The sequence below is a fragment of the Affinirhizobium lemnae genome, from assembly GCF_022968395.1.
In the GTDB taxonomy this organism is placed as follows: Bacteria; Pseudomonadota; Alphaproteobacteria; order Rhizobiales; family Rhizobiaceae; genus Neorhizobium; species Neorhizobium lemnae.
The window spans coordinates 223017-239398 of record NZ_JALJQZ010000002.1; the positions used below are offsets into that span (position 1 = coordinate 223017).

The 16382-nt window shown below is 56.3% G+C and carries 18 protein-coding genes and 1 tRNA gene; 11 read left to right on the forward strand and 8 right to left on the reverse strand.

The genetic code is table 11. The features are described 5' to 3' along the window. Positions 1-36: 36 nt before the first annotated feature. The 3 genes from MUU53_RS02355 to MUU53_RS02365 all read left to right on the forward strand — a co-directional run bounded on the left by MUU53_RS02355 (position 37) and on the right by MUU53_RS02365 (position 2663). On the forward strand, positions 37-987 hold the full coding sequence (locus tag MUU53_RS02355) for a cell division protein FtsX (protein ID WP_156379304.1): 951 nt from the start codon (positions 37-39) through the stop codon (positions 985-987). Between the two features lie 91 nt (positions 988-1078). Next, a complete protein-coding gene (locus MUU53_RS02360; protein WP_247259417.1) occupies positions 1079-1774 on the forward strand; it encodes a YdcF family protein in 696 nt (231 codons plus the stop codon). A 94-nt stretch (positions 1775-1868) separates the two neighbouring features. Next, positions 1869-2663 (forward strand): lysophospholipid acyltransferase family protein, encoded by a 795-nt coding sequence (locus tag MUU53_RS02365; protein WP_247259418.1) that lies wholly within the window; start codon positions 1869-1871, stop codon positions 2661-2663. A gap of 74 nt (positions 2664-2737) precedes the next feature. Here the strand turns inward: MUU53_RS02365 and MUU53_RS02370 are convergent, their stop codons facing one another. The 5 genes from MUU53_RS02370 to MUU53_RS02390 form a co-directional block, all read right to left on the reverse strand. After that, positions 2738-3667 (reverse strand): electron transfer flavoprotein subunit alpha/FixB family protein, encoded by a 930-nt coding sequence (locus tag MUU53_RS02370; protein WP_247259419.1) that lies wholly within the window; start codon positions 3665-3667, stop codon positions 2738-2740. 24 nt (positions 3668-3691) lie between these two features. Next, positions 3692-4441, reverse strand: coding sequence for an electron transfer flavoprotein subunit beta/FixA family protein (locus MUU53_RS02375; RefSeq protein ID WP_062556021.1), 750 nt, complete (start codon positions 4439-4441; stop codon positions 3692-3694). A 188-nt stretch (positions 4442-4629) separates the two neighbouring features. Then, entirely contained in the window at positions 4630-5208 is a 579-nt protein-coding gene (locus MUU53_RS02380) for a cob(I)yrinic acid a,c-diamide adenosyltransferase (protein WP_247259420.1), read from the reverse strand. 2 nt (positions 5209-5210) lie between these two features. Further along, positions 5211-5408 (reverse strand): twin transmembrane helix small protein, encoded by a 198-nt coding sequence (locus MUU53_RS02385; RefSeq protein WP_137133715.1) that lies wholly within the window; start codon positions 5406-5408, stop codon positions 5211-5213. A 146-nt stretch (positions 5409-5554) separates the two neighbouring features. Beyond that, positions 5555-6388: an SDR family oxidoreductase gene (locus tag MUU53_RS02390; protein WP_247259421.1), complete on the reverse strand. Its 834-nt coding sequence runs from the start codon at positions 6386-6388 to the stop codon at positions 5555-5557. 65 nt (positions 6389-6453) lie between these two features. Here MUU53_RS02390 and MUU53_RS02395 point away from each other — a divergent pair, with 65 nt between their 5' ends. After that, positions 6454-7407 carry a YihY/virulence factor BrkB family protein gene (locus MUU53_RS02395; protein WP_247259422.1) on the forward strand — a complete coding sequence of 318 codons (954 nt, stop codon included), beginning with the start codon at positions 6454-6456 and terminating at the stop codon, positions 7405-7407. Here MUU53_RS02395 and gluQRS read toward each other — a convergent pair. After that, positions 7348-8250, reverse strand: coding sequence for a tRNA glutamyl-Q(34) synthetase GluQRS (gluQRS, locus tag MUU53_RS02400; protein WP_247259423.1), 903 nt, complete (start codon positions 8248-8250; stop codon positions 7348-7350). The genes MUU53_RS02395 and gluQRS overlap by 60 nt on opposite strands. A gap of 33 nt (positions 8251-8283) precedes the next feature. Here gluQRS and MUU53_RS02405 point away from each other — a divergent pair, with 33 nt between their 5' ends. Beyond that, positions 8284-8949 carry a DNA-3-methyladenine glycosylase family protein gene (locus MUU53_RS02405; protein ID WP_247259424.1) on the forward strand — a complete coding sequence of 222 codons (666 nt, stop codon included), beginning with the start codon at positions 8284-8286 and terminating at the stop codon, positions 8947-8949. 99 nt (positions 8950-9048) lie between these two features. Next, positions 9049-9606: an HNH endonuclease gene (locus tag MUU53_RS02410; protein ID WP_062556015.1), complete on the forward strand. Its 558-nt coding sequence runs from the start codon at positions 9049-9051 to the stop codon at positions 9604-9606. 16 nt (positions 9607-9622) lie between these two features. On the opposite strand, the gene MUU53_RS02415 is transcribed toward MUU53_RS02410, so the two are convergent. After that, the gene (locus tag MUU53_RS02415) at positions 9623-10141 is read right to left on the reverse strand and encodes a disulfide bond formation protein B (protein ID WP_247259425.1); all 519 of its coding nucleotides are present in this window, start codon (positions 10139-10141) and stop codon (positions 9623-9625) included. A 197-nt stretch (positions 10142-10338) separates the two neighbouring features. Between MUU53_RS02415 and MUU53_RS02420 the strand changes: the two genes are divergently transcribed. Next, positions 10339-10423 (forward strand) — tRNA-Leu (locus tag MUU53_RS02420). A 191-nt stretch (positions 10424-10614) separates the two neighbouring features. On the opposite strand, the gene MUU53_RS02425 is transcribed toward MUU53_RS02420, so the two are convergent. Continuing rightward, entirely contained in the window at positions 10615-11595 is a 981-nt protein-coding gene (locus MUU53_RS02425) for a hypothetical protein (protein ID WP_247259426.1), read from the reverse strand. A 443-nt stretch (positions 11596-12038) separates the two neighbouring features. Between MUU53_RS02425 and MUU53_RS02430 the strand changes: the two genes are divergently transcribed. From MUU53_RS02430 to MUU53_RS02445, 4 genes are all read left to right on the forward strand, one after another. Next, positions 12039-12509, forward strand: coding sequence for a GIY-YIG nuclease family protein (locus MUU53_RS02430; protein WP_247259427.1), 471 nt, complete (start codon positions 12039-12041; stop codon positions 12507-12509). A 299-nt stretch (positions 12510-12808) separates the two neighbouring features. Beyond that, positions 12809-13726 carry a hypothetical protein gene (locus MUU53_RS02435; protein WP_247259428.1) on the forward strand — a complete coding sequence of 306 codons (918 nt, stop codon included), beginning with the start codon at positions 12809-12811 and terminating at the stop codon, positions 13724-13726. Between the two features lie 134 nt (positions 13727-13860). Next, the gene (locus tag MUU53_RS02440) at positions 13861-14220 is read left to right on the forward strand and encodes a hypothetical protein (RefSeq protein ID WP_247259429.1); all 360 of its coding nucleotides are present in this window, start codon (positions 13861-13863) and stop codon (positions 14218-14220) included. Further along, positions 14201-16243 carry a hypothetical protein gene (locus tag MUU53_RS02445; RefSeq protein ID WP_247259430.1) on the forward strand — a complete coding sequence of 681 codons (2043 nt, stop codon included), beginning with the start codon at positions 14201-14203 and terminating at the stop codon, positions 16241-16243. Before MUU53_RS02440 ends, MUU53_RS02445 begins: the two co-directional genes overlap by 20 nt. Positions 16244-16382 lie beyond the last annotated feature (139 nt).

Here is a 16382-nt window from a genome sequence, read left to right on the forward strand (position 1 = left end):
CCTCATAGTTCGAGCTCCGGCGGGCGCAGAACGGAGATGCGTGTTCGTCCAACCGGCCCGATATTACCGCCGTCGAATATTCAGGGCAATGCGCTGATGGTCGTCATTGCCATCATGTCATTTCTCGCCTGCCTCACGTTCGGCGGGGTCAGCATGGTTCGAGCCACCGCTTCGAGCTGGGAGAGCCAGATTTCGCGTGAAATCACCATCCAGATCAAGCCGCAGGACGGGCTGGATATGGATGCGGCGCTCAAGAAGGCGCGGGATCTTGCACTGACCTTTGTCGGCACCAAGCAGGGCACCATCATGGATGATGCGGCGACCGCGCGTCTGCTGGAGCCGTGGTTGGGCGCAGGGCTTGACCTGAAGGAACTGCCGGTCCCACGCCTCGTCATCATCACCATCGACGAGGCAAACCCGCCGGACTTCGCTGGAATGCGTGATCTGCTCAAGGCGGAGGTGCCGCAGGCCTTTCTCGACGATCACCGCACCTGGGTGGACCGGCTCGTTTCCATGGCGCATACGACGGTCCTGATCGGAATGAGCATTCTGATTCTGGTTTTCACGGCCATGATCCTGACTGTCATCTTTGCCACGCGCGGAGCCCTTTCCGGCAACCGCCATATCGTGGAGGTTCTGCATTTCGTGGGCGCCGAGAGCGGCTTCGTGGCCAGCGAATTCCAGAAGCATTTCCTGAAAATCAGCCTGAAGGGATCGGCTGCCGGTGGGGCGCTTGCTGCGCTTCTGTTTGCGTCAGCCAGCCTTTGGCAGAGCAATTCGCTGGCTACGCCGCAGAGCGATCAGGCAACAGCCCTGTTTGGAACCTTTACGATCGATTTTTTCGGATATCTGGGAATTGTCGCAACCATGATCGTGATTGCGCTTTTGACCACGCTGACGGCGCGCTTTACGGTGATGCGGACGATCGACGAAATTGACCTGATCCGGTCCGACCCGGGTCGTTCCGATGGCATACCGTCATCGTGAGAGATGATTACCTCTGTTTTCCTCAATCAACTCGGGCTATCTACGGAAAATGAGAGGTGACGAAGCAAAGCAGAGTACCGGGATTCCACAGATGTTAACGCAACCGGGGCAGCGCGGATGGTTTCGTCGACATGGGCCCTTGCGGCGTATGCTGCGCTATATCGGCATTTTTCTGCTTCTGGTGATTGCGCTGCTCTTCGGTGGATTCCTGTGGTTTGCTGATACGGTCACCTCGCTGAAGGCGCCGGATGGCGTGAAAGCAGATGCCATCGTGGTGCTGACCGGAGGATATCAGCGGGTTGACCAGGCGGTCGGTCTGCTCCGGGACAAGGCGGGGCAAAGATTGTTGATCTCGGGTGCGCATCCTGCAGCTTCTCCCGGATCAATCCGTCGCGCGACACAGGCCTCGCCCGATCTGTTCAGGTGCTGCGTGGATATCGGCTACGAAGCACTCGATACCATCGGTAATGCCAACGAGATCACCCGCTGGATCAGCGACCATGATTATCGGTCCGTCCTGGTCGTAACGAACAACTATCACATGCCCCGAACCTTGCTGGAACTGCGACGGCGCGACCATCGAACGGAATTCATTCCCTATCCGGTCATCAATGCCGATCTCTCGCGAAAGGCCTGGTTTACGGAACCGGACGCCCTGCGCCTGATGCTGGCCGAATATGGCAAGATGGCAGCGGCCAGCATGCGGGCCGTGATTGGCTACAGCCAGAGCGACGGGTTGCGGTCCGAGCAGCAAATCGAGACCGAGAGCACGCAGCCGCGGCGTTGAGTATTCTGATTATCCCTTGCGGTTGATGGGATCTGCTTTCGCTTCGGCGGCTCATGGTGTAGGGACGGGCCATTCTGCCATTCGGAAGCGCCTGATGCTTGCTCTGCGTTCGCAACTCTTCAATGTCTTGTTCTATGCAAACCTGATTGTCCGCATGATTGTGCTGACGCCGGTGTATTTTATGCTGCCGCGCAAAAAGGCCTATGCGATCCCAAAAGCCTGGGCACGTTCCAATAACTGGCTGATGGAAAAGATCGTCGGGACGACCTTCGAGATCGAGGGGCTTGAAAACATCCCAGAGACAGGCTGCATTTTCGCGCCAAAGCATCAAAGCTTCTGGGATACCTATGCCCTGCTGCCGTGGATGAGCGACCCGGTCTACATCCTGAAAAGAGAACTGACCTGGATTCCGCTGTTCGGCTGGTATCTCAAGAAGCAGCGGATGATTGCGGTCAATCGCGGTGCGCGCGGCAAGGTCATGGTCGATGTGATGCGACGTACCAAGCTTGAAATGAACAAAGGCCGCCAGTTGATCATCTATCCCGAAGGAACGCGCCGTCCACCGGGTGCCGAGCCCGCCTATCGCTATGGCATCGCGCGGATTTACCGCGATGTACAGGTGCCGGTCGTGCCGATTGCCATGCAGCCGGGCCTTTTCTGGCCTCGCCGCAGCACCATGCGCTATCCCGGCCATTTCAAAGTTCGTATTCTTCCTGCCATTCAGCCCGGCATGGACCCGGATGCCTTTTTCGAACATCTGATCGAAGTGCTTGAAAAGGCCAGCGATGAGGTGCTGCTACATGCCGTGGAGCGCAACCCCAATTTGCCGCTGCCGCCGACTGCCGCCAAGCGCGTTGCGGAACTGCGTCAGCAGACTGGCGAGCCATAACCTTTCAAAGCTGCAGGACTGCATAAAAAATGCCGCGTCATTGACGCGGCATTTTTGTCTCAATTGATTTTGGATCAGAGTGACTTTTGCAGTTCCGGCAGAAGTTCGAACAGATCGCCCACGAGGCCGTAGTCAGCTACCTGGAAGATCGGGGCTTCCTCGTCCTTGTTGATGGCGACGATGACCTTCGAATCCTTCATGCCTGCAAGGTGCTGGATGGCACCGGAAATGCCGCAGGCGATGTAGAGGTCGGGTGCAACTACCTTGCCGGTCTGGCCAACCTGCCAGTCGTTCGGGGCATAGCCAGCGTCGACCGCGGCGCGCGATGCGCCAACGGCTGCACCCAGCTTGTCTGCGAGCGGCAGGATGACTTCCTGGAACTTCTCGGACGAACCAAGCGCGCGGCCACCGGACACGATGATCTTGGCGGAGGTCAGTTCAGGGCGATCGGACGACGACAGAGCATCTTCCACGAAGGAGGAGACGCCCGGATTGCCCGCTGCCGAAATGGCTTCCACTGAAGCTGAGCCGCCTTCGGCCGTTGCAGCGAAGGCTGCCGTGCGAACGGTGATCACCTTTTTGGCGTCGGTGGACTGTACGGTCTGGACAGCGTTACCGGCATAGATCGGACGCTTGTAGGTGTCGGCAGAGACGACCTCGATGATTTCCGAAATCTGCATCACGTCCAGCAGGGCGGCCACGCGCGGCATGACGTTCTTGGCCGATGCGGTCGCTGCAGCGATGATGACATCGTAGGAGCCGGAGAGCGATACGACGAGATCGGCGAGCGGTTCCGCCAGGTTGTTTGCATAGGCGGCATCGTCGGCGAGCAGCACCTTCGATACGCCGGAAAGTTTCGCAGCAGCATCCGCCGCGCCCTTGGCGCCCGCGCCTGCCACCAGCACATGGACATCGCCGCCGATCTTGGCAGCGGCAGTCAGTGCCTTTGCGGTCTGATCGGAGACGCTTGCGCCATCATGTTCCGCGAGAAGAAGAATAGCCATTTTACATTTCTCCCTTTCGTATCCTTAGAGGACGCCAGCTTCGGTTTTGAGCTTTTCGACGAGTTCGGCCACGCTCTTGACCTTGATCCCCGCCTTGCGGCCACCCGGCTCTTCGGTTTTCAGAACCTTGAGACGCGGCGCGAGGTCAACGCCGAAATCGGCGGGAGACTTCTTGTCGAGCGGCTTCTTCTTGGCCTTCATGATGTTTGGCAGAGAAGCATAACGCGGCTCGTTGAGGCGCAGGTCCGTCGTGACGATGGCGGGTAGCTTCACGTCGATCGTCTGGAGGCCACCATCGACTTCGCGCGTAACTTTCGCAGACCCTTCACCGATCTCGACCTTCGACGCAAAGGTTGCCTGACCCCATTTCAGCAGGGCTGCCAGCATCTGGCCGGTCTGGTTGCTATCGTCATCGATGGCCTGTTTTCCAAGAATGACGAGACCAGGATTTTCTGCTTCGACCACGCCCTTTAGAAGCTTGGCAACGGCCAGCGGTTCCACGGCTTCATCCGTCTCGATCAGGATGCCGCGATCGGCACCCATGGCGAGTGCCGTGCGGATTGTTTCTTCCGCCTTGGCTGGACCGATGGAAACGATAACGATCTCTTCTGCCTTGCCGGCTTCCTTGAGCCGCAGGGCTTCCTCCACCGAGATCTCATCGAACGGGTTCATCGACATCTTGACGTTTGCAAGCTCGACGCCCGTACCATCCGCCTTCACACGGATCTTTACGTTGTAATCAACTACCCGCTTTACAGGCACCAGGATCTTCATGACTTCCTTCCTCAATTCGACTGATGGGGAAAATGCGGCCTCTCCCGAACCGCTGATTGTCAATGGGCGACATGGATACGCATTTTTGCACCGAACACAAAGAGTTTTCAGCTCTTCGTAGATGTGGAATTGTCATGCTCCCATTCCAAGAGCGACATTAGAGCCTGGCTGTGCAGTGTTTCCGGGGCTCAGCGATTTTTGCCGGGCACCCAAAGAATGACGGCCTTTCCGTTGTCGTTGACGTACCGTGCCGCGACAAAGAGGAAGTCGGAAAGCCGGTTCATATATTTGAGTGCAGCCGGGCTAACAATTTCACCGTCGGCCTTCGAGAGCTCCACCATCAACCGTTCCGCACGGCGCGACACGGTGCGCGCCACATGCAGGTGGGCAGCAGCAGCGGAGCCGCCGGGCAGGACGAAGGAAGTAAGCGGATCAAGCGCTGCATTCAACTGGTCGATCTCTGCCTCGATGCGATCCACCTGCGACTGCACGATACGTAGCGGTTCCCACTCGACTTTCTCTCCGGTGTCCGGTGTCGCGAGATCTGCGCCCAGATCGAAAAGATCGTTCTGAATGCGAAAGAGCATGGCGTCGAGATCGGCATAGGCGCCCGTATGCAGTCTGGCGACGCCGATCACCGAATTGGTTTCATCGACCGTGCCATAGGCATCAACGCGAAGGTCATGCTTCAATCGCCGAGGGCCCGTAACCAGTCCTGTCGTTCCATCGTCGCCGGTGCGGGTGTAGATCTTGTTCAACTTTACCATGATCAGCGCCCCCCACCGGTCAGCCATAGGGTCAGCATGATGAGGATGATGGCAAGAGCCTGCAGCATGACGCGCATCTGCATGAGCTTGTTCGAACGGTTTACGTCCTGACCCTTGACCATATTCATCAGGCCCTTGATCAGAACAAGGACCACGAGGCCCATGACGATCAGAGCCAGAACGGTGGTGAAACTCGACATGGTTTTAAAGCCTTCCCCCTGAAAGGTGTCGCTGACGAAGGGTGCCCTTCAGTTTAGGGGCGCGTCTTCGATCCGTATTTCTCATTCGTTTTCGGTCAATTGCTGATGCAAAACCGGTTTTGCCGTGTTGCATTGGATTGCTTTGGTCAGTCCATCTTACGAAGAAGCCGGTACAGCAGATCTGCAGGCAGCAGGCGCTTGGCCAGAACGCCCTTCTTCGCAGGCTTCGTTACGATGTAATGTGGCTTTGGACGAGGGGCGGTCAAGGCATGCCGCAGCACCTCATGCACGGCATCCGGGCCCAGCTTGTGTTTGTTCACCGGGCCTGACCCATCCAGCCGCGCGAGCTGTCGCTTGTATTCCTCCGCATGGGCCGAATTCTTCACATCGATATGTGCCTGAACGGCGGCAAGCGCATTGGCGGTGAAGCGTGATTCGATTGGTCCCGGCTCGATGAGGCTGACGAAGATGCCGCTGCCATCCAGTTCCATGCGCAATGTGACGCTCAAACCCTCTATAGCGTGCTTCGAGGCGTTGTAAGCTCCACGATAACGGAAGGGAACGAGGCCGAGAATCGATGAGCACTGGACAATGCGACCAGACCCTTGTGCTCGCATGTAGGGAATGACCCTTCGGGTAAGTTCATGCCAGCCAAAGACATTGGTTTCGAACTGCAGGCGCAGCACATCGGTCGTGAGGTCTTCCACGGCGCCCGGCTGGCCGTAGGCGCCGTTGTTGAAAAGCGCATCAATGGTGCCGCCGGTGCGGCGAACGACCTCTTCAACCATCGCAGAAATGGAAGCGTGATCGGTGTAATCCATAATCACCGCCTCGATACCATCCGCTTCGAGGGCGGCCAAGTGCGCAGGATTCCTGACGGTGGCGAAAACCCGCCAACCTTCCTGCTTCAAGGCGCGGGCGCAAAAGGCGCCAATGCCGGAAGAACATCCGGTAATGATGATGCTTTTGTGCTCCGGCATGGTTTCTCCCTTACATTTTCCTTCGCGTTTCCCATATTTTGCCTGGAGTGACAACGGAGTTCCACTTGGCAGAAGAAACGGTTAAGATCCGGTGGCATCGCCTTGCCTTCAAGGTGTTCTATGATGCCTATTGCCATTTCAACGACGATGACGGCTGGGCCATGGCAAGCCATGTCGCTCTCTCGGGCCTGCTTGCACTGTTTCCATTCCTGATCTTTGGCACGGCGCTTGCCGGATTTCTGGGCGCTAATACATTTTCGGTCACCGCTGTCCATCTGCTGTTCGATACCTGGCCTTCCGATATTGCCGAGCCGCTTGCTGCTGAAATCAAACGCGTGCTCGACATTCCGCGTGGCGGGTTGCTGACGATCTCTGTTCTTGCCGCGGCTTATTTTGCCTCTAACGGCGTCGAGGCACTGCGAATTTCGCTGAACCGTGCTTACCGGGTCGCGGAAAGCCGACCCTGGTATCTGACGCGTCTGACCAGCCTAGGCTATGTGATCGTGGCCGTCGTCATCTTTGCCGCGATCAGCATAGTTCTCGTCGCAATTCCAATCGCCATTCACGTTGCAGGAACCCGCTTTCCGTGGCTTCAGGACGAGCTTGCCGCCATCTCGAATTTTGGCGTTCTCGGCACGGTCATCGTGCTATTCCTTGGTCTCATCGTATGCCACAAATTCCTGCCGGCCGGCAGTCGCCGTGTGATTGACATTCTGCCCGGGATCCTGCTGACGCTAATGTGCTGGACCGGGTTCGCCTTCGTCTTCGCCTCTTATCTTTCGACATTCGCTAATTATGCGGCGACCTATGCCGGTCTCGCCTCCGTGATGATCGTGCTCGTTTTCCTCTATATGGTTGGCGTCATCTTCATGCTGGGTGCTGAAGTGAATGCAGCCCTGATGAAGTACCGCGTCTACTCGACGCTGAAACACGCCCGGGACTATCAGAAGGTCATCGCTTCAGACTTGAACGAGCCCCGGTTCGACGAGGCCCACAAGACGGCGGATATCCGCCGGTGAAAAACCCGCCTGGCGCAGGCTAGCAAGGCCGGTCGCCTGCTCGCTTTTAGAAAGCTTTCGGCCATCCTCCCCAAGTACAAGCCTGTGGTGATGATAGACCGGCTGCGGCAGACCCAGCAATTCCTGCAACAGCCGGTGCACGGATGTGGCGTAGTACAGGTCCAGGCCTCGAACAACATGGGTCGCGCCCTGCACCGCATCATCTACCACCACGGAAAGGTGGTAGCTGGAGGGCGCATCCGAACGCGAAAGGATAACATCCCCCCACTGCGATGGATTGGCCGGGATGGTTCCCGTCTGGCCATCGCCTGTTTCCTGCCAGACAAGCGGCGCCGAGATCTCGTTCAGCGCCCGCGCCATATCCAGCCGATAGGCAAAGCGGGGATGGCGCTTCATCAGATCGGCGCGTTCGGACGTGCTTCGGGCTCTGTCGTCCGCCGGGTAGTGCGGTGCGCCATCCGGGTCTCGCGGCCAGACTTGGCCTCGCGCTTCTGCCGCCGCAACGCGAGCCTTGACCTCCCCGCGCGTCATGAAGGCAGGATAGATAAGGCCGCGATCCGCCAGCTTTCGCAGAGCGGCTTCGTAGGAGGCTATGTGTTCGGTCTGGCGCCGTACCGGCTCTTCCCATTCGAAGCCGATCCATCGAAGATCATCGTAAATGGCTTGCTCAAGCTCAGGCCGGCAGCGGGTCTGGTCGATATCCTCGATACGCAGCAAAACGCGTCCGCCGCAGGATTGCGCCATCTGACGGTTCAGCAATGCCGAGAGGGCATGGCCCAGATGCAGCAGGCCATTCGGGCTGGGTGCGAAGCGAAAAACGGAATGTCGATCAGGCGCAGACATGCTTCCTTGTGACAGAAAACGATGAGACTGACGATGAATTTGATAAGAAATGAAGCCGACATAGACGAGGGTCTTGCCCGTCTCGTGGAGATTGACCCCTTTCTGGCGCCCGTCATTGCCGCGGCAGGCCCGGTGCCGCTTCGGCTGCATGCACCCGGCTTCGAGGGGTTGGCCTACATCGTCGTTTCGCAGATGATTTCAAAAACCGCCGCCAATGCGATCTGGGCGCGTATGGAGGACAAGGGCGCGCATTCTGCCAGCGGCTATCTTGCCTGCTCGCCTGAACTTGTGGCGAGCTTCGGCCTGTCGCGCGCGAAGGCCGCAACGCTTGAAGGTGCAGCGCGGGCAATCATGAATGGAGATCTCGACCTCGATGGCCTGAGCGGGCTTTCCGCGGCCGAGGCGATCGGTATGCTGACGGCGCTGAAGGGCATCGGGCGGTGGACGGCGGAGGTCTATCTGATGTTCTGTCTGGGCGAGCGCGATGTGTTTCCGGCGGGTGACGTGGCGCTGCGTGCAGCCGTCGGTCATGCACTTGGCCATGTTCTGGGCCATGCTCTGGGCCACGAGGTGCGACCATCTATCGCAGAGGTGGAAAGCATTGCCACGCGGTGGAAACCCTATCGCGCCGTCGCGGCACGGCTGTTCTGGGCCTATTACGCAACGTGCATGGGCCGAAACGCTATCCCCATCAACTGATTCGCGAATCTGACCCTGCGACATCAAAAGGGCTTCACATTCCTGTAACAACGGACCTAATATAGAATAGACATAAGCCGAATCGGTGAGGAGCGTCCGTTGACGATAGCAGTCTCCCCGCAGGCCCTGCCGGCGCTCGTATTGAACGCTGACTACCGGCCGCTGAGTTATTACCCCTTGTCGCTGTGGTCCTGGCAGGACGCGATCAAGGCAGTCTTCCTTGACCGTGTGAATATTATAGCCGAATACGACCACTCGGTTTCTTCTCCCACCTTCTCGATGCGATTACCGAGTGTCGTCAGTCTCAAGACCTATATTCAGCCAACACGAAATCCGGCCTTCACCCGCTTCAACGTCTTCCTTCGCGACAAATTCGAATGCCAATACTGTGGCTCGCGCGAAGACCTGACCTTCGATCATGTGATACCCCGAGCCCATGGCGGGGAAACAACCTGGGAAAATGTGGTGGCCGCGTGCTCACCCTGCAACTTGCGCAAGGGAAGCAAACTTCCCAAGCAGGCAGGTATGTTCCCGGCGCAGAAGCCCTATCCTCCCACCGTGCAGGATCTTCATAACAACGGGCGACTTTTCCCGCCGAACTACCTGCACGAAAGCTGGATGGATTACCTCTACTGGGATTCCGAGCTTCAGCCGTAAGGTCGGCTGACCGAGATTAGGCCTTTTTCACGACGGCGCGGATGCCGATCGCTGCAAGCGCGATGCTGGCTATGACATTCCAGCCTGCAAAGGAAAGACCCAAAACGCGCAGGGCAGCTTCCGTGCAGGAGGGGCCATGAACCGAGTTCAGGTCACTCAACAGATTTCCGGCATTGGTGGTTAGCCCGTTGGCGGTGGTGGAGCAGGTTGCCGGTCCCGCCCAGAAGCCCCATTCGACGCCTGAGTGATAGATACCCATGCCTGCGCCAACCAGCATCATGATCACGACGATACCCAGGAGGCCTCGCGTTACGTTCGCAGGAAGGCGAAATACAGCCGTGGCAAGCGCTCCGAGCGCGACTGGAATGGCCCAATAGTAGGGTTCGCGCTGCAGCAGGCAGAGCGCGCAAGGAATGTATCCGCCAAGGTGCTGGAAGCCAAGCGCGGTGCCAACCGTGGCCGCCATGCCGATAGCCAGGGCAAGCGAGTGGCCCATCAGGCTGTGGCGAAGATCTGGAGATTGGGTGGCGGACATGGAAAAGCTCCGGATGGAAAGGCTGACGCTCTGATAGGCAAGTCGAAAGCCGCTGTAAATGTTTCTGATGCCGCAGGGACATTTGAAGTACGGCAAAAGATCGTGAGTGACTTTCTCACAAATCAGCACGGAAACATTCCGGCAACGGCTTGCGCCGTGCCTTTTGGCTATGCTAGACGCAAATCACCTGTTTCGATGCCCCGTTGGCGGAATTGGTAGACGCGCCTGACTCAAAATCAGGTTCCGAGAGGAGTGCTGGTTCGATTCCGGCACGGGGCACCATCGAACCTGTTGCAGGTCTTTGTTTTCGTTTTTTCAATGATTTTTGAGAGTCTGGCTCGCCGAGTGGCGGGTGGATCATGTATCGCTGGCTGGTGCGGCCCCTAACGAATTTCCCTGGAGCCGGTCTTAGGGGGCGGATGCCCCGTAACAACTTTCCCCGGCCGGATTCTTGGCTTGAAACTGCAAATTCTCTAAATCCGAAAGCCAACTGGTTCAGCCCCCCAATCAGGCTCAGAGAGGTCTGGAACCGGCCCGATGTTTCGCCCGACAAACTGCACGGAAGGAAAGCCACTTTCCAATAGATAGTGCTCGGAGTTCTCATCGCCGTTCAACGCCTTCAGCAATTGCCTTTCCGGAACCCCGTCGAAGTAACCAGGCTCCACGTCGCGTCCGTCTCGGCCTAAGTAAATCATTGATCTGATGAGGAGATCATAGGCGGTGCGATAAACCTTCAATGGTGCAGTCAGAACCTGACTTTCTTCCGCCAAGCCGTTTTGTGCCAGGCTGGCGAAACCCTGTCGCACGGTCTTGGTGTGCTTGATCTCGAACCGAACGAAGTCCGAGTTTCGCTTAAGCGTGTGGCCGATTGGCCGGTCGAAGGCGAGCGTTCCGAATTCTGGATCGCTGAATACAAGCGCAATTCGGAATGTGCTGACGTCATCCTCACCGATCTTATTGTCAACGTGCGTAACGTAAGCCCCTTCAAAATAGAGATCGTGGCCCTGGTCGACGACGAGCGCTTCTTCGCGACCAAAATGAATGTAGATGGTTTCATCGCCAGGGAGCACCAGATCGCGCAGGCTGAAGTCGGAGATGTCGTTCTTGGGTAGCTTCGGGAGCAAAGCCGATACGTCGAAGATTGAGCACTCGTCGCTGTACAGGACGGGCACTGCTATCATTTCCAAGGCTCTGATCCGCCCTCGCATGTCCGCGATTTGTTCATCGGTTGCGCCCGACATCTCAGCGTTCTGCACCCAGCCAGCCATAGTGCTGCGTTGACGGGCCAGCTTCGGATCGGACAGTTGGATGTTCCTCTCAATGGTAGCTTTTGTTTGAGCGGAGCGTTCGTATACCGCTGCTGAGATGAAAATGGTGCGTACTGGGTGTGGTAGGTAGTCCACTGGGTGTCCTCTGGTTTTTCCAAAGGTTTCGCCGATTATTGCAAGCGACAAACTCGCTTAACATCCTGCGTATCAAGTGCTCGACCGGGGCAAGCAGTGAGTGACGAGAAAGTTCCGCGTCGACGCTGCAGCGTGCATGAGTGATGCTGCTTATTAGGTCGGGTCGCGTTGATGCGAAACTGGACCATATCGAGCCCAACAAACCTGTAGCCGTGGTCACCTTGGTCTGGTGGCGGTCAAGGGTTCAATTCCCGCCTGTAGCATCGGTAAAGGCTTCTTTACTAGTCGATGCCGCTGGTGCGGCCGTCAGGTTTGTCCCTACGACGCACATCTGTGGTCAAGAGTGCCGTTATCGCTGTCCGTGAGCGACCTGGCTGCCAATAATTCGCCAGCCCGGCGTCTTGATTTAGGTGGCCGACCTCTCGAAAACTCATCATTCTTGAAATTGATTTGTGGGCGTCGCATTGTGCGCATCGCTTGCCTAGGACGTTGCCATGCACGAAAAGTTCCGCGCCTACACGGAAGCTCTTCACCCAAAATTCGAAGCTTTGATAGGAATGAGCCCTGTCACCACGGGTACCCTACCTCCTGAGATGAAGGGCGCGGGCGTCTACATGTTCTCGGAGAACGGACGTCACCTCTATGTCGGGCGGACCCGCAACGTCCGTAGTCGGTACGGCCAGCATATTCGGACAGGCACTGGTCACAACAACGCTCCGTTCGCCTTCAAACTGGCGCGAGAGGCGACCGGGATACTGAAGAGCACCTATAAGAGCGACGAAACGTCACGAGCCAACCTGATGCTCAACTCAGACTTTCTAAAAGCGTTCAACAACGCGCTCGCACGGATGCGGGCGATGGAATTTCGGTTCGTTGAGGAAACAGACCCAACGCGGCAATGCCTTCTGGAAATTTACGTGAGCGTTGTTTGCGGCAGCCCATACAACGACTTCGACACGCACTGATGGTATCTATACTACGCACAGCGTGACAGCGGTCTTGAATTGGAAAGTTGGCGAATGGTTGTGCACCTGATTTGATGCCAGCACCACGGTCGAAACCAATTCGGGCACCCTGCTGCTTGTGAGGCTGGGAAGCGCGACCCCGAATTCGAACCTTGGTCAGGTCACACCATCGAAAGTACAACGGTCAGCCATGTCGATGTCTAGCGCTACACGGATGACGCCATCCAATTAAACAAGTTCAATTTTTCCGATTGTGCAGTCCCGAGCGGAGTTCTAGGTTGCCCTCGGGGGTTCAATGAATGGAACATAACTTTCGCCGGACTTGGGACGGAATCGCCTGGCAGCGTCACGCGCACATCTTGGTGCAGATGCGCCATGGCGCGTCCAACGTGCAACGGGTCCCAGACAAGGTCAATGGTGATGCGGGCCTTGAGTTTTTTACGCTTGATGGATGCCTGTATCAGTGCTTCGCTCCCGAAGACCCCGGCAACACGCCGAAAACATCGAGCGCGATGAAACAGAAGGCTACGCGCGACCTTCCCAAGCTCAAAGAGTACGAAGATACCCTGGCAAAGCTTCTTTGCGGGTTGAAATGCAGCCGATGGATTTTGTTTTGTCCCGTTCTGGATGACAAGGCTGTCATAGCTCACGTGCGAGCGAAAGGCGCTGAAGTTGCGGCCCTCGGGCTTTCCTTTTTGTCGGCGGATTTTGAGGCTCTAGTACAATCGCAAGATGATTTTACTGCTGAAGCAGCCAAACTCAGGGAGTTGCCAATTGGCCCTAACCTCCTCATAGCTCAGCCCAGCGAAGAGGAGGTCACTACCCAAGAGTCTACGGATTTGGTCGTTACGCTTGATGGGAAGTTGAGCCGAGCGTATCCCTTGGTTACGGAATCCAAGCGAGCAAAAATACGCAGAACTTACGTCAAAAATCATATCAAGGGTGGCAACACGTTAGCCGCACTCAAGTCGGAGCATCCCATGCTGTGGGAACGTGCCTGGCAGACGATAAGTGCTGAGGAATCAAGACTTGAAATGCTAGGCGCTGCCGGAGAAGCTGCGCCCGCTGAACGACTGCAAGAAAGTCTCTCCAGGATTGAGGAAGGCCTGAGTAAGGACCTTCCGCATGTCGCTCACTCCACGCTCACTGCCATCTCGGCCGGTACGTTGTCTGACTGGCTGATGCGTTGCCCGTTAGATTTCGACGGAGACAAGTGATGTCGATGCTCCCTTCCCATTCTCCGTTCACTTTTCGAGAGCGCCCGGCTCCAGTTCCAGGCGACCTACGAATATCATGGCGGTTCGCTTTGAATTTGCTGATTGTTCAAAGGAGTCGGAGCAAACGCTCCTCATTGGCACGTCTTTATATTCTGAACGACGGAACGCGGTCATTCGATGATGCTGACCTCTTAAGCGACATCCTGATTGGCGCAGCGCCGCTCGCAGATTTCCGTGTGAAAGTCGAACCTGCCCTTGGCCGAGCACTGGACCTGATGGTGGGTGAAGGCTTGCTAGTATGGGAAACTGTGAGCGACCGGCTTGGGGTCGAACTTACGTCCTCTGGCCTGGCACTCGCTTCCGAAATTCAAAAAGACAAAAATATCATGGCTTTGGAAAAAGAGCGAATTGAGTTCATCTCTCCTCTCTTAACCGAAGGCCGGGTCACAGAGTTCCTGAAGGTGCGACCAAACAATGCTATTCTCGATCTCTAAAATCATTCTGGAAGTGACTACAGCGTCGGCCGAGTTCGGAACGGCACTGGACCTGCGCCCAGGGTTAAATGTTGTGAAGGCCCCGAACAGCTTCGGGAAATCGACTTGCCTCCAAGCGGTCCTTTACGGTTTGGGCCTTGAGCGGATGCTTGGACCGCGTGTCGAAACGCCCTTTGGTCATGCACTGAAAGAATACATCCGAGAAACGCCAAATGGCACCCCGTTCCCTGTTCAGGCGTCCTTCGTAGAACTGGAGTTGCTAAACGCTAAACATGAGCGTTTAGCCATTCATCGAGACGTCAAAGGAGATTCTGACAGGCGATTGGTTCGCGCGCAGATCACCCATTCTAATGGTAAGACTGAGCGGCGTGATTTCTTCCTTCACGATCCCGGCTCTGCTCAACGAGAAGACGGCTTCCACCATTTCCTTGCGTCATTCATCGGTTGGGAATTGCCTGAAGTTAGTACATTCGACGGCCGCGAAATCCCACTGTATCTAGCAGCAATATTCCCAATGCTCTTTGTTGAGCAAAAACGTGGTTGGTCAGCGATCCAAGGCCCTTTTCCGACGTTTTTGAAAATTCAAGATATAGCACGCCGGTCGATGGAGTTTCTCCTTAAACTTGACGTCGGTGAACGACGAAGGCGTCGGCTAGAAATCCAAAAGAACGTTGCAGCGCTGGAGAGTGACTGGGCTGCGGCGCGGCAGCATCTGATAGGCAGACTTGGGAATCTTGCTAGATTAAGGAATATTCCAGCTTCACCGCCGAAGGAATTCTCTTCTGCTCCCGCTGTAGAGATCGAAGTACACCTGGAAGGCGAATGGATTACAATTCAAGACGCCGTAATTTATACCAGCATCCTTATTGACGAATTGGAAACGACTGGACTTCAGCAAACGGAAGAGGTCGCTCCTCTGCTGGAGGAGGAATTGGCTGCGGCTCAAGTCGAGGTTTCTCAACTCGAAGCGTCGATTGACGACCTTCGAACAGAGATGGCTGTGTCACGCGAGGAAATCAATGAGAATCGCAAGCGCATCAGCTCGCTCAAAAGCGACCTGGCTCGGAACCTTGATGCGCAAAAGCTGGAAAAATTCGGGTCTCGTCTCGGTCGCTCTGTATCCGACCATACGTGCCCCACCTGCCACCAGGAACTTGATGCGGAACTCCTACCGGTTGCGCAGGTAAAAGGCATGGCGATTGACGAAAATATTCGCTTTATCCGGTCCCAAATCGAACTATACGAAGCGAGCGCCGCCGCTACTGGAGAGCACGCCAAGAGCCTCCAGCTCGTATATGATTCCGTGTCTGGAGATTTGAGAGACAAGCTGGCTCGTATTCGTCAACTAGGTGATGCGTTACGCCGCCCTTCAAGCTCATTTGAGCGTTCTTCCCTTGAAAAACTCGTCCGTCTCCAAGCCCGCCTTAAGCGGTTTGGTTCTATGCAGAGCGAGGCAGATGGACTGGCTGATCGCTTTGCCCACATCGCTCAGGTGGTCTCTGATCTTCGGGCACAGCTAGCGAAGTTGAAAGGCGATGACTTTACGGCTTCTGACAAGAACAAGATCGAATATTTTCAAGAGCGGCTGCAAGCTAGGTTGAGCGATTTCAGTTTCATCACGTTCCCGACCTCCCAGATTCGGGTGTCGTTTGAAGATTTCAGGCCAGTTGCGGTGATTTCCGATGAAGATGGTGAAGTTGCTGTCAGGGAGTTAGGGTTCGAGATGTCCGGTAGTGATGCCATCCGAATGAAGTGGAGTTATTATCTCGCGTTGTTGGATGTAGCTGTAGCGTTCGATACTCATCATCCTTGCTTCATCGCATTTGACGAGCCGGATCAGCAGGCCATCGAAAGTAAAGATGTTCGAACATTTCTCCTCGAAACCGCCAAGTTTGGGGAACGTGCACAGGTTCTAGTCGCGGCAACAGCAGAAAAAAATCGCTGGCTTCGATTCCGATTTGGTTGCGGCGGGAGCCAACGTTATGAACTTTGGCGGCTACACGATAGGGCGCAGATACTCTGATTTACTCGGAAGATGAGGTGAACAGAGCTAGCCGCGAAGAAGTTCGCAAAGGAATTAGGCGATCAGCTCATGGTGGTGGATGCACTTGTCATGTGACGGCCGAATACCCACAAAGGAGTGGGTCAAGGGCTTCGACCCC

Excerpts from the sequence above, each read along its gene's own strand:
- MUU53_RS02355 (WP_156379304.1), top strand. The coding sequence starts at position 37 with ATGCGTGTTCGTCCAACCGGCCCGATATTACCGCCGTCGAATATTCAG.
- MUU53_RS02360 (WP_247259417.1), top strand. The coding sequence starts at position 1,079 with ATGTTAACGCAACCGGGGCAGCGCGGATGGTTTCGTCGACATGGGCCC.
- MUU53_RS02365 (WP_247259418.1), top strand. The coding sequence starts at position 1,869 with ATGCTTGCTCTGCGTTCGCAACTCTTCAATGTCTTGTTCTATGCAAAC.
- MUU53_RS02370 (WP_247259419.1), bottom strand. The coding sequence starts at position 3,667 with ATGGCTATTCTTCTTCTCGCGGAACATGATGGCGCAAGCGTCTCCGAT.
- MUU53_RS02375 (WP_062556021.1), bottom strand. The coding sequence starts at position 4,441 with ATGAAGATCCTGGTGCCTGTAAAGCGGGTAGTTGATTACAACGTAAAG.
- MUU53_RS02380 (WP_247259420.1), bottom strand. The coding sequence starts at position 5,208 with ATGGTAAAGTTGAACAAGATCTACACCCGCACCGGCGACGATGGAACG.
- MUU53_RS02385 (WP_137133715.1), bottom strand. The coding sequence starts at position 5,408 with ATGTCGAGTTTCACCACCGTTCTGGCTCTGATCGTCATGGGCCTCGTG.
- MUU53_RS02390 (WP_247259421.1), bottom strand. The coding sequence starts at position 6,388 with ATGCCGGAGCACAAAAGCATCATCATTACCGGATGTTCTTCCGGCATT.
- gluQRS (WP_247259423.1), bottom strand. The coding sequence starts at position 8,250 with ATGTCTGCGCCTGATCGACATTCCGTTTTTCGCTTCGCACCCAGCCCG.
- MUU53_RS02405 (WP_247259424.1), top strand. The coding sequence starts at position 8,284 with ATGAATTTGATAAGAAATGAAGCCGACATAGACGAGGGTCTTGCCCGT.
- MUU53_RS02415 (WP_247259425.1), bottom strand. The coding sequence starts at position 10,141 with ATGTCCGCCACCCAATCTCCAGATCTTCGCCACAGCCTGATGGGCCAC.
- MUU53_RS02430 (WP_247259427.1), top strand. The coding sequence starts at position 12,039 with ATGCACGAAAAGTTCCGCGCCTACACGGAAGCTCTTCACCCAAAATTC.
- MUU53_RS02435 (WP_247259428.1), top strand. The coding sequence starts at position 12,809 with ATGGAACATAACTTTCGCCGGACTTGGGACGGAATCGCCTGGCAGCGT.
- MUU53_RS02445 (WP_247259430.1), top strand. The coding sequence starts at position 14,201 with ATGCTATTCTCGATCTCTAAAATCATTCTGGAAGTGACTACAGCGTCG.